This is a genomic window from Paenibacillus sp. FSL P2-0173, assembly GCF_038008045.1.
Taxonomy (GTDB): Bacteria; Bacillota; Bacilli; order Paenibacillales; family Paenibacillaceae; genus Paenibacillus; species Paenibacillus polymyxa_B.
In genome coordinates this window covers 90315-106062 of sequence record NZ_JBBOYK010000004.1, presented here as the reverse complement: position 1 = coordinate 106062, position 15748 = coordinate 90315, and the positions used below count along the sequence as shown (strand labels likewise).

Sequence of the window (15748 nt, the reverse complement as noted above, 5' to 3'; positions counted from 1 at the left end):
GAAGAATTGACAAGAATAAAAAAAATATCTACGAGAGGGATGAATTGAAATGAAAACAAACACAGCTAAAGTATTGAAAAAGGGAATCAGTATCGCTTTATCAGGAATGTTGGTCGCTTTATTTGTCGGCAATTATTCTGCACATGCAGCTCCAGAAGTCGTTCATAAGACCATACTTGTTAAAGCTGGAGAAGTATACGATGGTAAAGGCAAGACTGTAGTGGCTGATCCCGATACCTTGGGAGACGGAAGCCAGAAAGAGGCTCAAAAGCCTATTTTCAAGCTTGAAAATAATGCAACTTTGAAAAATGTGATCATCGCTGCCCCTGCTGCGGATGGTGTACATGTGTATGGCAACGGAACTATTTCCAACGTAACGTGGGAGGATGTAGGTGAAGATGCCTTGACGCTTAAAGAGCCAGGCACGGTAAACATTACGGGCGGTGGAGCGTTCCATGCGTACGATAAAGTATTCCAAATTAATGCCGAAGGCACGATTAACATAAAAAACTTTAGAGCCGATGATATCGGAAAGCTGGTTCGCCAACTTGGGGGCTCTACATTCAGAGTGAATATGACTTTGGATAACTCGGATATTTCCAACGTTAAGGATTCAATTCTGAGATCGGACGGTCCTAACAGCAAAGCTAAAATTACGAACACTCGTTATCACAATGTGAAACAATTGTTCAAAGGCTTTAAATCCAGTAATACGAGCGAGTCCGGCAATACTCAATATTAATCGGAGTAAGATAGGAGTAGAGATATGATAAGGGGCTGTCCAACAGGTCGTGTGGATCTGATTGGACAAGCCCCTTTTTTGGTACGGCGAGTTACCCCAAGATGATCTGGACTTCGTTCGGAACGAGGACTGTGATATGATCGTGCTATTACATTTTATACAAAAAAGTTGGGTGGCTATGAATCCTTTTCATCAATATGTGAATGTTGACGGCACCTTGAATGATACGCTGGTGCGGAATCGTGAAATTTTATATACAGGTACGAATGGTCGGCATGTGGAACGTTTTTACGTGTCTTCCTCTGAAAGTTATATATTCAAACCGCTAACCAACGATGATCAGGAGGGGCGGGAGAGATGGGTGAATGCGCATGTGCTTCCTGCGTTATCACCGATCTATCCCCGATTGCTAGCCTGGTCTGATACAGGTGCGGACGGCGGAGGAGAATGGATGGTTTTTGAGGACCTTGGTCCGTTACATCATCTACACGCAGACGAAACTCTATTGCGAGCTGTTGGACTTGTTGCATGGTGGCATGCTTTGCCGACGGATCGTTTTGCTGGGATGCCGCTGCGGGGACCGAAGCCACTCATTCAGGAGATGGTTTCCGAGCTATACACGCGCAAGCCGGATGTGTTAAAGCTTTGCAGCTCACTGGGATTATCTAAGCAACAGATGCAGCGTATGTATGTACAGCTGGAGCATTTATCTTTTTCACAGCAGCTAGTACTGTCTCATGGTGATCTTCATCCGGGGAACTATGCGCTGAGCGGGGAACGGCTTATGGTACTGGATTGGGAGCATGCTCATCTGAACACACCGCTGTGGGATGTATATCACCTGATCGACATGTCCCATCCGTTGTTTCCCCGACGGATGACGTCCGAATTGCGTATTCGTATGCTGGACACATACGTGGAGCAGCTGGAGCTGTTGGGGATAAGTGTGGATCGAACGGCATTTATGCTGGAATATGGCATGTTTGCGGTGGTATTTTCGCTCTGGATGCTGTTGTTAATCACAAGTGATTTGCAAAGGATTCGAACGAACCTGCATAGAAACGGCGACAAGTGGTCAAAAGAGCAATTAGAGTCCCAGTTGGATGAAACGTTAGCCTGTTTGAACCAATGTGCAGCAATGATGGATTGGGGACAAGCCCAACAATGTAGATAGTAGCTTAAGACATAGACTGTATTTAGTTAGTAAAAGAAGGTGGGAAATAAATCCATGAAAAAAGTCGGTTTGGTCATGAGAAAAATACAATTTGCAGAAGCACAGGGTCCTCGTATTTTTGCAGAACGTCTGAAGCAGATCGGGTTGGAATTGGGGGTGGACATCGTATTTGTATCACCAGAGCGCCATGTGAGCAGCCATGACTGGCTTCCTGGCTATGAGCACGAAAAGGGCGACTTGGTCAACTATGACGTCGTTCTGGACCAACTCCATGAGCAGCAGATTGAGCACGTTATTTATACGGTATCTGGCTTTACCTATTTGAACATGTTTTTTAAAAACAGCGTGCTTTTTCCGCATAGTTTTCCTGATCCGGCACTTACAGGCTACGAGATGATGAAGCCTTTTTATCAGATCGTGGACAAGGCTATCGTACAGACTGCCTTTCTCAAGCAGGAGATGGCTTCGAAGTTTGGCGTAACCGACGTGACAGTCATCCCGATCGGATTTAATGAGCGGCTGGTGGAAAAGCATTTTGATCCCTCGCAAGTGGTAGAGAACCGGGTGATGTGGATTGGTAGAGATGAGGAGAACCGACGTCCGGATTTGGTGCTGGAGTATGCGAGGCATAATCCTGACAAGGATGTCTATATGGTATTTGGCGGTGAACGCTACAGGGAAAGTATGAAGAAGTACGATATCCCGGACAATGTTAAACTTCAATTTGCGTTGACGCAAGATGAGGTGTTTGCACTGATGAACACGGCAAAGGTGTATTGGAGCTGCTCCAAATTTGATACGTTCGCGATGCCACTGACCGAAGCGCTGGCTATGGGTAAAATCGTCGTGAAGCCAGAGCATCCTTGCTATGGACATATCAGCTCTACGCATTCTTTTTCAGGGAATGAGAAAAACTGGTTCGAGCTGGTCAATATGGCTGCCGCCTCACCGCGCCGGGTTTCTACAGAAAATCAGGCATACGCTATGGAAAAGTTTTCAAGTCAGGTGATGAAGCAGGGCTATCGGGACTTTTTTGATCATTGGTTAAGCTGAACGGCGAGGCAAAACACTGTGGTTGCAACAAGCGTCTGAATGTCCAGAGTGAAATAAAAATAACCCGCAAGGTGGTCACTTTTTTTCAAATATCCATCATGCGGGTTACGGTTCGGTTCTTTGACTTATCGTTTGGACTTTACTGGAACCGGGGTTCCTTTTTTAAAGCGAGCCGGTCTTCTCGGAATTCTGCGAATGCCGGAGTCCTCCGATTTAGAAGGTAATGCTTTATGAGTTGTCTTTGTTGACAGTTGGCTGGTTCTGCCGAACTCGACAGTGTAACTGTCTACAGATGAGTCAATGGAAAGTCTACGCATCCCCACTCGTCTGGATGATCCGCTGCTATAGTTCCAACACCAATGAAAATCACTGCTAGTGCTTCTCGGAAGCCGTGTGCGGTACGTACCACGCCACGAATTGGAGTGATCTTCAGCATAATAATAGAATGTGGTTCCCCCGACAGAACCGCTCCATACTTCTCTCGTATCACCAGGTTCTATCCGATACCAGCCCATTTTAGAATAATTGGTGGGATGACAGTCGGAACTAGGATAAGCATAGGCGGCATAGATGGTATTACTCGTGTTGTTTGTAAAAAAAAGGCTCATCATACACACTTCTTTCCTCATAAATTTGTATTACAATGTCATACTATGAGGAATTTAGAAGAAGAGAGTGGACAATATCTCTCAATCTATGAAAAATGAACCATTCGTTTACTTCCAACCTGCTGTTTTTAGAGATTTGCCGCCATTCATTGCTCTCCGGTTAATAGCTGACACTGTCCAACAAACTGAACGATTCTATGACTGTATCTCAGCTATCGCTTCAGTATGAGCCGTCTTGCGATCCTCAATGTAGCTAACTATCATGAGTAGCAGACCGCCGACAGTGATTAGCGATGCAACCCATGGAATAGCGGCTAGCCCCATTTGATTAATAACAACTCCCCCGATAAAAGCACCGCCTGCGTTGCCCAGATTTAATGCGGAATGGCTGGAGGTAGAGGCAAGTAAAGGAGCCTCATAGGCCAGATTCATGATGCGAACCTGAATACCCGGCATGATGCCGAACGCAGCAATGCCCCAGATAAAGACTGTGATGACGGCCAATACCTTGCTTTGAAGCGTAAATGTCAGAATGGCCAAAATAATAGCCAGCACAGCATAGTTTGCGATCAGGGATGGAAGTAGTTTCCAATCTGCGAGCTTGCCGCCAACGATGTTGCCGATCGTTACCCCTAGGCCAAACAGGACGAGAATCCAGGTAATGCTATGCTCGGCAAAGCCACTAATATCCGTAAGCAAAGGCGTAATGTACGTAAAGACAGTGAACAGGCTACCACAACCGACTGCACCTGTGAGCAGCATCAGCAGCACTTTTGGATTAAACAGGCTTTTGACTTCTTGTTTGAGACTGGAAGGCTTGTCCTGATGAATCACCGGAATGTAGCGAATGATACCAAAGAGAGAAATCAAGCCGATGACCACAATGGCTCCAAAGGAAGCACGCCAGCCGAGCTGTTGTCCGATAAAGGTACCAAAGGGCACGCCAATAATGTTCGCCACGGTCAAACCGGTCAGCACCATAGAAATAGCACCCGCGCGCTTGTCAGGACGAACCAGTCTGGCAGCGATCAGGGAACCGGCTCCCAAAAAGGTTCCGTGCGATAATGCAGTAGCCATACGGGCCGCAATCAGAAGTTCGTAATTGGGAGCAATGACGGAAAAAAGATTGCCTAAAATGAATATGGTCATTAGGAGGCATAGCAGCTTTTTCTGCGGTACCTTATGGGTTAATACGGTAAGCACAGGTGCGCCAATGGCCACACCAAGCGCGTAACTGGTGATTAACTGCCCGGCTTGCGGAATCGTAACATGAAGATCATGGGCTACATTGGGCAGAAGTCCCATAATGACGAATTCGGTCATGCCGATGGCGAAGGCACCAAGGGTCAACCATAGCAAGGAGGGGGGGAAGCGATTTGCTGTCATATTTTCTTGATTACTCATAAGTGTCTTGTATCCTCCTGAAAAAATAGTAATGCGAGTATATCATTACAGGCGATATCTGGCGACCCATTTTGCAAGAATTTTACATACTAAGTTGATAAGTTTTATGTAATTTACAAAAGCGACAGGTAGGAAGGAGCCAAGTATGTTATTTTGGTAGTATGATATTAAGATCGTAAAATGACGCTGTAAGGAACGATCCAAGGAGGATATAACAATGGCACCTAAAGTGGTACATAGTATTACAGATTTAATAGGAGATACACCTTGTGTAAGACTCCAACGGCTCACACGGCCGCAGGATGCGGAAGTGTATGTGAAGCTGGAGTATTTTAATCCAAGCGGCAGTGTTAAAGATCGGGCGGCGGGCAACCTGATTGCCGAGGCGGAAAAGGCAGGACATCTAAAGCCGGGAGGCACCATTATTGAGCCGACGAGTGGCAACACGGGAATTGGTCTTGCGATGAATGCGGCAGCCCGAGGTTACCGTGCAATTTTGGTGATGCCTTCGAATATGACGAAGGAACGGATCAATATTTTGAAAGCCTACGGGGCTGAGGTCGTACTGACACCAGCGGAAGAACGGATGCCAGGAGCGATTCGCAAGGCACTCGAACTGGGGGCTGAAATTGAAGGGAGTTTTATCCCGCATCAATTTGAAAATGAGGCAAATCCCGATATCCATCGTATGACCACAGCACTTGAAATTTTGGAACAGACGGAAGGAAAGCTGGATGTGTTCGTCGCTTCTTCGGGAACGGGCGGTACCATTACGGGAACAGGTGAAGTGCTGCGTCAGCATTTGCCGGATCTGCGGATTGTTGTAGTTGAGCCGAAGGGCTCGCCAGTGCTATCTGGAGGAAAACCCGGTCCACATAAGCTGGTTGGCACCAGTCCAGGCTTTGTTCCCACCGTGCTGAATACGGAAGTGTATGACGAAATCGTGCAGGTTTCCGATGAGGATGCGATTGCAATGACACGGGCGATTGCTGCCCAGGAAGGGATTCTGGTTGGCCCCTCTAGCGGAGCTACGATATGGACGGCGATTCAGGAAGCTCGGCGTTTGGGAGCAGGCAAACGGGTACTTTGCATTGCCCCGGATACCGGAGAGCGTTATCTGAGCATGGGGATATTCGGATAAAAAGATGTGGATTGGGACCAAAGTGATACACGACCGTAAGTAAGTGGTAAAATAGGTGTGTGATAGCGGTTTCACGAACTATTCATATGTGGATAAAGCAGGGAATATTTTGAGGGTTGAAGGAGGAGCAGCATGAAGATTATGCCTTTACAGAAACGTGGAATCTCCGATAGTCGGCTGGCGCTCGGTTGTATGCCTTTTGGTGGAGAATGGAGCCATGCACCGTTTACGCAGGCGCATGTCGTTGAAGCGGAAAGAGCTGTAGAAGCTGCACAATCCATTGGGATTACGATGTTCGATCATGCGGATATCTATCGTATGGGGAAAGCGGAAGAAATTTTCGGTCGGGTTTTAAAGGGACAGCCGGGCTTGCGTGAACAAATCGTAATTCAGTCCAAATGCGGCATTTTTCTGCCGGATGGTACGCTCCCGGGCCGTTTTGATTTCTCATATGCACATATTATGGAGTCCGTGGATGGTATTCTGAAGCGTCTGGGTACGGAATATTTGGACATCCTGCTGCTGCATCGCCCCGATCCGCTGGTAGAGCCGGAAGAAGTAGCGAAGGCGTTCAGCGAGCTTAAGACGTCTGGCAAAGTACGGCATTTTGGCGTTTCCAATATGAATGTAAGCCAAATTCGTTTTCTGGAGCGGAGCCTAACGGAGCCGCTGATCGCTAATCAGCTGGAAATGAGCCTGGCGCATCTGCATTTTGTAGATCAGACAGTACATGTGAACCAGCAGGCGGGGACGAATGTACATTTTGGCGAAGGTTTGCTGGAATATTGCCAAACCGAGGATATTCAGCTCCAAGCCTGGGGACCGCTGGCGCAGGGACGTCTTAGCGGAGGTTCTTTGAAAGGGGAGCCTGAGCATGTCGTTAAGACGGCAGAGCTGGTGCAGAAGCTGGCTTCTGAAAAGGAAACGACACGTGAAGCGATCGTCCTTGGCTGGCTTATGAAACATCCGGCACGGATTCAGCCTGTCATTGGCAGCGCCAATCCTGAACGAATCAAGGCATGTCAGGATGCGGAACGCCAGAGTGAGCTGATGACCCGTGAGGAATGGTACGAATTGTATGTCAGTGCGCGCGGACAAGCCTTGCCATAAACTCGTACTGCGGACCCGTTTGTTACAGCAGGCGTATGTGGATGTAAGTGTATGACTTCGTTTATACGAACCGTAGTTTAATAGGCCCTCCCTTCGTCTCATTAACAGACGGAGGGAGGGCCTATTTACATGGATGCATCTCATATTGCCTGAGTAGCTATTCCTCTTCGTAGCGTGCAAGGGCCTTGGCCGTTGTTTCCTTCATTCGTGAAATCAGCCGGGAGCCTTGGACGACCTTGACACGTTTGCCAAGGAAACGGATTTTAGATAGTACATATTCACATTCGTCTGCCTGGAAAGTGAGCGTAATACGATAGGTATCTGCTTCCTGAACATATTCGACTTCTTTTTCAAAGCAGGAAAAAGCATATAAAATACGGGACATTTCTCCGTTGTATACAGGAATAATTTCGATGATGCCCTGTTCTTTTCGCGACTCCAGTATACCGAGTATACGTTGGGTGAATTTTTCGGCCTCTTCAGGCAGAAGCTCATCTTCCGTGACGTTCACGATATTAGACAGCTTGGTAGACATGAGCGCGCGGTGTCTGCGGTTATACCACAGCAGGCTCCATTCTTTTTTGACCATGGAAAACTCCAGCTTATATGGAAAACCCGACATCCGTTCATGCATACGCCCGTTGCGCAACCTGTAGCTCAGGCAGATGCCTGAACGGGAGCGTAGGATCGGACGCAATGTGAGCAGAAGCGGATGATATACGGAGACAGCAGGGATACCTGCTTTTTCCCGCAAACTTCCATCGGCCTCCAGAGGCTCGTCGTCTGCGAGCATCTGCCGAAGCTTATCAAGCGTAGACGGGGTGAAAGCCTCTATTGCTGCCGAGTCTGTCAGCATAGATTGGAGCCAGACTCTTTCCTGCGATGTGGTGGCAAAAGCGCCCGATTCATCCAGCCGAGAGACGATCTGATAGTTAAATATTTTCTCGAACAGGCTCATAATAGGCTTGCAGCTCCTTCCATTCCTGTCTGAATTCCTTACGCAGCCGCTGAGGCTCCAATACTTCACAGCTTGATCCGAAGCTGCGAATCCACGGTTTAATCTCGGTGATTCCATTCACTGTGATTTCATAGATAAAGGATTCACTTTCTTCCTCCGCGATCGTACCCCATTGTCCCTGTGACAGTACACGTTCCCGAATAAAGTTGCGCTTCGCGCCCTCAGGATTAAAAAAACGTACCCGTACCTTCACAGGACGACCGGTATCAACAAGCCAGCTGTACCGCATTTTTTCTTCCAACACCGCTAGCAGGTCGGCATGAAACTGCTCTGGTACAGGCTTGCCCTCCACCAATTGAGTCATGCCCTCCATACGAAACTTCATGATTCCTTTACCGCCTACATGACCCAGAACATACCAACGTCCATATTGATGATCATAGATGACTTGCAGGGGCAGAATGGTATGTTCACGGCCCTCCGTCTCTTTTTCAAACAGCGGGTTTGTGTTCTGTGACCCGTACATGCTTCGTTTGGACGTCGAAAAATATAAAAAAGTTACACAGCGACGTTGCCGAATGGCGTGTAGAAGCGGATGAATATGGGCTTCGTCCAGAATGCGTGAATAATAGTGGTATTTATATAAAAAAGGTTCGGCCAACTCCCGATCTCCGGCCTGACGGCGCATGGCTTTTTTTAGATGATCTCGCAACAGATATCCCTGAACAGAGGGAAGCTGGGTGTTGGCCATAATGTCTACAAAATCATATAAGTCCAGTAATTCCTCGTCCGTCAGTCCTGTCACCAGATCGTTGCGGACAGCATAGCGATAAGGTCTGCCGCCGGGTTCCTTGCGAACCACGCCGACTTCGACCAGATATTTCAGATCGGAACGAATCGTTTTCTCATCCGGCAGCGAACTGTCGGAAGGCAGCCCGTTGCAGCAAGCATCCAGCAATTCCATAGTGGTCAGAGGCTGTGACTGTAGCGCTGTCAGCAGAAGAGATAAGCGGACGCTTTCTGATTCTTTGAGCGATTTGGCCCGAAACAAGAATAGTAGTAATGGATCAGCGGATTCATAATAATTAAAGCGCAGCATTTCATTAAAATCATGTCCCTGGTCCTCAGGCAACTGCTGTTGTACGGATTGGACGATTTCCTTGAGACGCCGGATTGTTTTATCAAAGGTATGCACTGAAATGCCCAGTCTGTCTGCAAATTGCTGCCGATTATAAGCGCCGCTGGTCAGTGTGAGCATGCGCAGGAATTGAATTTCTTTATCAAAACTCTCTCTCGCCATGATGCATTCCCCGTTTCTGTTGCCGTTCTCCGAAAGCAAGTATCCCTTTATTCTAACAGGGAAGGGAAACAGGAAAAAGGGGAATTACTCTTCTTTGTAATACTTTCACCATGTTCACGACTTCCAAAATAAAGCATCATGAGATGTGGGGAGAGAAAACGACAGAGCGCCTTCGCCGCTTATCGGTAGCTGAAACGGAGGAGTCGATTAGAGAACAGATTCGGGAAATACTTTAATGATAAGGGAGGGGACAACATGACAGATGTGAAGCATGGGCAGGGTTTCATTCAACCGGAAATGTGCGAGACGATTTTGCGTGAGCTGCGCGCATTGGAGCAGGCGGAGCAGGTGCGCATTGTGTACGCCTGTGAATCAGGCAGTCGGGCATGGGGGTTTCCTTCACAGGACAGTGACTATGATGTACGATTTATCTATGTAAGACCCGTAGAATGGTATTTATCTATCTTTGATAAGCGGGATGTGATTGAGCGACCCATCAGCAATTTGCTGGATATGAACGGCTGGGATTTGAAAAAGGCACTCCATTTGTTTCGCAAGTCCAATCCGCCTTTGCTGGAATGGCTGCAATCTCCGATTCCCTATCTGGAGCAGTATTCAGTGGCTGACCAGATTCGTGCGATATCGCCGTTAACCTTCTCTCCGAAGTCCTGTGTGTACCATTACCTGAATATGGCGCGGGGGAACTATCGGGATTATTTGCAAGGAGAACAGGTGAAGATTAAAAAGTATTTTTATGTACTGCGCCCACTGCTGGCCTGTGGCTGGATTGAACGTTACAACAGCATGCCTCCGATGAAATTCGTAGACTTGCTAGAGGAATTAATTCCGGCAGATACAGAACTTTATCAGGTGATCGGGCATTTGCTACAACGTAAAAAAGCGGGCGAGGAACTGGATATGGAGCCAGGGCTTTCGGTGGTGAATGATTTTATCCAGCAGCAAATTGCTTATTTTGAACAAAAGGCGCCCTTGCTTCAGCATATGGAGAGTGGACGTGATCAGCAGTTGGATGATTTGTTCCGCGCTGCGGTGAATGAAGTATGGAATGCATAAGCTGGGAAGGAGAAGTGGAGTATGCACATTACGCTAAAAGCAACCGGAACGAATGCAGGGATGATTTCGCATTTGCTTGCTAAGAATCCTTACAATACGTATGATCGCACAGAAAAAGGCGCACGTGTACGCATGGTATACACTGTTTTTACCGAGGAAGAGGCTGAGATCGTCATTCAGGCTTCGCCAGATTCAATTGATTTGGTCAAAAACAGTCCGGACAGCTATGATATTACACAATATATTAATGACCGGGAGTTTGTAACTAGCAGCTTATTTTGCACCTATATTCGTGGCTCGCTTGGCACAGCCCTGAACGGTAAACCCAAAGAAGATTATGCAGGATGGGTGACGCACCCTTTTGCGCTGGAGTTATCGTTTGGGCCTGTTGCTTCGGATTTGCCGGATTCAGTGGTGGAGGGGCTATTCGCTCCGCTGGGCTATCAAGTGGCCATAGAACGAGGGGAAGCAGATTATTCTTTTCAGCTGAAAAATCGAAGCACCGTCAGATATGTCACGTTAAGTGGCCACCAGACGGTGCAGTATGCGCTGCGTCAGTTATTGCTGTTGATTCCGGTGCTGGATAATTATAAGCATTACTATATTAGTGAAGAAGAGTTTGACAAGCTGAGACGTTACGGTGAAGGCTGGCTGCCAGAGCATCCGCTACGCGAGCTCATCATTCGACGCACGCTTCGTTTTACCAATCTGATTGAGCAATTTGAGCAATCAGATTCTGCTGAAATAGGTACTCAAAAACATATTGAAAAACATACTCAAAAACATACTGTCCAAGCTCAAAAGGATAAGCACGAACAGGTTCAACAGCAAGAACAGCCACAGGAGGAAGGGAAGCAACAGCCTACTGTACGGCTGAATGAGCTGCGGTATCAAGCTATTATGGACGTGATTCGCAAGCTGCGTCGAAGACAGAAAATCGTAGATTTTGGTTCAGGAGAAGGGAAGCTTTCGGCTCGGATGGCCCGAATGACGGGCATTGAAGAAATTTGGGCGGTGGAGCCGTCTGCGTATGCACAGGTGAGAGCCATGGAGCGTTTTGCCAAGCTGGAGAGGCATACCGACGCGATCATTCCTACACCCATGATGGGCTCTCTCTTTTATTATGATGAACAATTGCGGGGCAAAGATGTGATGATCCTATGTGAGGTCATTGAGCACGTGGACGAGCATCGTCTGAACCGGGTGATGAAGACGATTGTGACGGAGTATCAGCCAAATGTGCTGATCGTGACGACTCCCAATCGTGAATATAATGAGGTATATCGTATGAACCAGCAAGAGCTGCGGCATGGCGATCACCGTTTTGAATGGAATAGAAGCGAGTTTCAGGAACAATGTGAGCAGTGGATTGAGGAAGCTCCTTATTCGGTAGCGCTGAAGGGGATCGGAGAAGAGATCGAAGGCTTTGGACAACCGACCCAAATGGCTATATTTACGCGCAGAAAGGAGCAGAAGGAAGCATGAGCAATTCATCCAAACGTACGATTCATTTACCGCATGCTGGACTGGTTGTGTTGGTGGGGGCCTCCAACAGTGGCAAAACCACATTATTGGACAGGCTGGTGTGCGAAGGGATTCTACTGGAGACAGAAGTGGTATCCTCGGATCATTTTCGCAAGCTGGTCGGAGATACGGAATTTATAGACTGGAGTGGACTTCCAAGGCTGGAATCCGACGTACTGTTCTATGAGTATCAGCAAATGTCAGCCAAGGCGTTTGAGGCGATGGATACGATTCTGGCTATGCGCTGTCGCTTGAATAAGCTAACAGTTGTGGATGCCACTCATTTGTACGCTGAGGATCGCCAGAAATATGTACAGCTGGCAGCCAAGGCGCACGTTCCTGTTATGGCCTTGGTACTGGATGTACCCGAATCTGTGCTGCTGGAACGTGATTTAGGCAGGGAGCATCCGCGTGGCCGCCAACGGGTCAAGCAGCAGGCACAGCTGTTAAAGCGGAACCTGCGTGGTATCCGTGAGGAAGGCTTTAACGCTTGCTATGTTCTTAAGGATGTAGAAGAAATGAACTTTGTTCGCCGTGTGCAGCCACTGTTTCATGAGATTGGCTCAGGTATTGACATCATTGGTGATATCCATGGGTGCTACCGTGAGATGCTGGAAGTGATAGAGCGGCTAGGATATACGGAAGATACGGAAGGACTATACCATCATCCAGATGGTAGAAGACTAGTATCTGTCGGGGATGTGATGAGCCGTGGCCCAGAATCGTTACAAGCGGTGCAGTTCTGGAAAAAGCACGTGGATGCCGGACTAGCGTATATGATTGACAGCAATCATGGCTGGAAAATCGGCCGTTACCTCGATGGGAGAAAGGTGACTCTCAGTCATGGCGATGAACGATTTGCAGAGGAACTGGCCCAATATGAACAAAAAGCGGGCAAGACAGCGGCGGAACAGCTTAGAAGCGAGTTGAGAGATTTTCTGCTACATGCACCCTCTCATCTTATTTTTGGCAGAAATGGATTGCGACACGTGGTCGTGGCTCATGCCGGGATTAAGGATCATTTTATTGGCAAACAGTCGGCACGTATTTCTGATTATTGCCGCTATGGAGATACGGAAGGACAGGATGCGAACGGAACACCGATCCGCAAGGATTGGTTCGTAGACCATGAATCGGGAGAAATAGTAGTATGGGGACATGATCCGAGACCGCAACCTACCCTTGTGAACCAGACGGTGAATATTGATCAGGGTGTGGTATTTGGCGGGATGCTGACCGCTTATCGTTATCCGGAAAAGGAATTTGTCAGCGTTCCGGCACATGAGAATTATGCGAATGATCCAGATAGCCCACTTGTCCGGTGGCAGAGAAAACGGTTTTCCCCGCCGAATTTACGCAAGCTAATCGCTGGTTACAGTGTGTTGACGGAATCGTATGGCGAAGTGCGCGTACAAGGAGAATGGATCAAATCCGCTATAGATACTGTGTCACATGTGACTGTACCCATGGAGGAGCTGGTGTATATTCCACCGACGATGAGCCCTGCTCCAGCGGTGTCTGCAGAGGAAGGATATCTGGAGCATCCACGTGAGGCGCTAGCTTATTATCGAGGACAAGGAGTACAAACGATGGTGGCCGAGAAAAAACATATGGGTAGCCGAGCTATTCTACTGTTATTCAAAAACGAACAGGCCGCTGTTCAATATGTAGGCTACCCGACATTGGGCGCGATCTACAGTCGGAGTGGGAGAGCTTTCTTTGAACAAAGCCTTGGGAAGCAAGTGGTGGAGAAGCTGAATGTGGATCTACGGACTGCTGGATATTTTGAACGGAACCAGACGGATTTTGTATTGCTGGATGCGGAAATTGTACCGTGGAATCTCAAGGCTAGGGAACTGATTGCTGCACAGTATGCGCATGTGGGGGAGGCAGCCCTGCTGGATCGCAGTAAGCTGGTAGACAAGCTGAAGCAGGCGAAGGTTGCAGGTCGAGAGGTTGGAGACTGGTTGGAGGAAATGGAACAGAAGTACGCGAATGCCGTAACGTTTCAAGAGGCTTTTCAAAAATATTGCTGGGATGTGGACGGTCTGGATGAAATTCGTATTGCACCGTTCCATACACTGGCACACAGCGGAAAGACTTTTTTCGACCATTCTCATATTTGGCATATGGAGCAAAACCGGGAGCTGGCTGGGCTGTCTTCCCTGTTTATGGAGACAGAGTATCGCGTTATCACGGACGAAGCAAGCGAGGAAGAGGTCATTCGCTGGTGGAACGAGATGACAGAGGATGGTCATGAAGGGATTGTGATCAAGCCGGAACGCTTTTTGATGAAAAATCGGGACAAGATGATTCAGCCTGCAATCAAGGTGAGAGGCCGGAAGTATTTGCACATCATTTACGGTATGGATTATCTTGCCCCTGAGAATTTAAAGCGTCTGAAGCAGCGTCGAACGAACAAAAAGGAGCGTCATGCCCTGATGGAAGGAGCGCTTGGTATGGAAGGCGTGGAACGTTTTGTCCGCAAGGATACGGTAGATCGTATTCATGAATGCGTCCTTGCCGCGCTATCTCTGGAATCGGAGCCGATTGATCCGAGATTGTAGTTTGCGAAGGAGGGATTGAGATGGAAAGGGGTACACCGTTAATTGATATTGGCGTGAACTTGATGCACCGTTCGTTTCATGCGGATCGGGAACAGGTGGTAGAGAGAGCCGCAGCTGTAGGAATTTCACCCCTGATTATTACCGGGACCAGTGTCCGCAGCAGTCGGGAGGCTTCTCAGTATGCAGCACGTTATCCGGGCAAGCTGTATGCGACAGCTGGCGTGCATCCCCATGATGCCAAAGACTGCAGCGCAGATACGATTCAGCAGCTCCGCCAGCTGGCGAGTCAGCCGCAGGTCGTATCCATAGGGGAATGCGGATTGGACTATAACCGTGATTTTTCGCCGCGCGATGTGCAGCGCCGATGGTTTGGGGAGCAAATCCAACTGGCGGGTGAGCTAAATATGCCGTTATTTCTGCATGAACGAGATGCACATGAGGATTTTGTTGCTATGCTTCGGGAATATCAAGGGCTTGTCGATAAAGCGGTAGTGCATTGTTTTACCGGCACGGAACAGGAATTGCATACGTATGTAGAAATGGGACTGTATATCGGGATCACCGGCTGGATTTGCGACGAACGGCGTGGCAAACATCTGCGTGAACTGGTCAGAGATATTCCCTTGGACCGTCTGATGATTGAAACGGATGCTCCATTTTTGACCCCGCGTAATTTGCCCGTGAAGCCTAAAGAAGGGCGTAATGAGTCGATGTATCTCGCTCACATTGCTGCTACGGTTGCCGAATGTACAGGCCGAAGCATGATGGAGATTGAAATCGCCACGACGGAGACAGCCAAACGTTTCTTCGGATTATAGGATTGTCAAAGCCATAGATGTGGTATATATTATAGTGAATTAAAAAAGCATTGTCGGGAGCTTGAGAAAGTCAGGCTGAGAGGGTGGCCCTTGCCACTGACCGTGAAATCTGATCTGGGTAATGCCAGCGTAGAGAAACCAAGAACACTATACAGGAATGCCGCTTGTTTAGCGGTTGTCGATAGATTCAATGTATGTCCTAGCATTTTACCTTGACCCTGACTTTGGCTTGGTATCAGTGTAGTAGCTTAGACTACTGGTTATATAAGGCATAT

Annotated in this window: 13 protein-coding genes and 1 riboswitch; of the genes, 9 read left to right on the top strand and 4 right to left on the bottom strand. The window is 48.1% G+C overall.

Annotated elements, in window-relative coordinates:
* Positions 1-49: 49 nt before the first annotated feature.
* From MKX30_RS20385 to MKX30_RS20375, 3 genes are all read left to right on the top strand, one after another.
* Positions 50-742 carry a pectate lyase gene (locus tag MKX30_RS20385; RefSeq protein WP_023987144.1) on the top strand — a complete coding sequence of 231 codons (693 nt, stop codon included), beginning with the start codon at positions 50-52 and terminating at the stop codon, positions 740-742.
* 136 nt (positions 743-878) lie between these two features.
* A complete protein-coding gene (locus MKX30_RS20380) occupies positions 879-1916 on the top strand; it encodes an aminoglycoside phosphotransferase family protein (protein WP_341063357.1) in 1038 nt (345 codons plus the stop codon).
* 54 nt (positions 1917-1970) lie between these two features.
* The gene (locus MKX30_RS20375) at positions 1971-2969 is read left to right on the top strand and encodes a glycosyltransferase (protein WP_053324699.1); all 999 of its coding nucleotides are present in this window, start codon (positions 1971-1973) and stop codon (positions 2967-2969) included.
* Positions 2970-3094: 125 nt separating this feature from the next.
* Here the strand turns inward: MKX30_RS20375 and MKX30_RS20370 are convergent, their stop codons facing one another.
* Both MKX30_RS20370 and MKX30_RS20365 read right to left on the bottom strand, forming a co-directional pair.
* Positions 3095-3580, bottom strand: coding sequence for a DUF1036 domain-containing protein (locus tag MKX30_RS20370; protein WP_158451748.1), 486 nt, complete (start codon positions 3578-3580; stop codon positions 3095-3097).
* Between the two features lie 192 nt (positions 3581-3772).
* Positions 3773-4981 carry an MFS transporter gene (locus MKX30_RS20365; protein ID WP_023987147.1) on the bottom strand — a complete coding sequence of 403 codons (1209 nt, stop codon included), beginning with the start codon at positions 4979-4981 and terminating at the stop codon, positions 3773-3775.
* Between the two features lie 217 nt (positions 4982-5198).
* Between MKX30_RS20365 and cysK the strand changes: the two genes are divergently transcribed.
* Both cysK and MKX30_RS20355 read left to right on the top strand, forming a co-directional pair.
* On the top strand, positions 5199-6122 hold the full coding sequence (cysK, locus tag MKX30_RS20360; RefSeq protein ID WP_076295780.1) for a cysteine synthase A: 924 nt from the start codon (positions 5199-5201) through the stop codon (positions 6120-6122).
* 132 nt (positions 6123-6254) lie between these two features.
* The gene (locus MKX30_RS20355) at positions 6255-7232 is read left to right on the top strand and encodes an aldo/keto reductase (RefSeq protein ID WP_341063354.1); all 978 of its coding nucleotides are present in this window, start codon (positions 6255-6257) and stop codon (positions 7230-7232) included.
* 157 nt (positions 7233-7389) lie between these two features.
* Here MKX30_RS20355 and MKX30_RS20350 read toward each other — a convergent pair whose 3' ends face one another.
* Positions 7390-8190, bottom strand: coding sequence for a WYL domain-containing protein (locus tag MKX30_RS20350; protein ID WP_069081298.1), 801 nt, complete (start codon positions 8188-8190; stop codon positions 7390-7392).
* On the bottom strand, positions 8165-9490 hold the full coding sequence (locus tag MKX30_RS20345) for a helix-turn-helix transcriptional regulator (protein WP_338533273.1): 1326 nt from the start codon (positions 9488-9490) through the stop codon (positions 8165-8167). Before MKX30_RS20345 ends, MKX30_RS20350 begins: the two co-directional genes overlap by 26 nt.
* A 255-nt stretch (positions 9491-9745) precedes the next feature.
* Here MKX30_RS20345 and MKX30_RS20340 point away from each other — a divergent pair, with 255 nt between their 5' ends.
* Genes MKX30_RS20340 through MKX30_RS20325 form a run of 4 tightly spaced genes read left to right on the top strand, consistent with a single transcriptional unit; the run spans position 9746 to position 15473 of the window.
* Positions 9746-10564: a nucleotidyltransferase domain-containing protein gene (locus MKX30_RS20340; RefSeq protein WP_254349086.1), complete on the top strand. Its 819-nt coding sequence runs from the start codon at positions 9746-9748 to the stop codon at positions 10562-10564.
* A gap of 21 nt (positions 10565-10585) precedes the next feature.
* A complete protein-coding gene (locus MKX30_RS20335) occupies positions 10586-12049 on the top strand; it encodes a 3' terminal RNA ribose 2'-O-methyltransferase Hen1 (RefSeq protein ID WP_341063353.1) in 1464 nt (487 codons plus the stop codon).
* Complete coding sequence (locus MKX30_RS20330; RefSeq protein ID WP_341063352.1) at positions 12046-14655, top strand: polynucleotide kinase-phosphatase; 2610 nt, start codon at positions 12046-12048, stop codon at positions 14653-14655. The genes MKX30_RS20335 and MKX30_RS20330 overlap by 4 nt, the downstream gene beginning before the upstream one ends.
* A gap of 20 nt (positions 14656-14675) precedes the next feature.
* Positions 14676-15473, top strand: coding sequence for a TatD family hydrolase (locus tag MKX30_RS20325; RefSeq protein ID WP_220027089.1), 798 nt, complete (start codon positions 14676-14678; stop codon positions 15471-15473).
* 44 nt (positions 15474-15517) lie between these two features.
* Positions 15518-15627, top strand: a riboswitch (TPP riboswitch).
* The last annotated feature ends 121 nt before the right edge of the window (positions 15628-15748 follow it).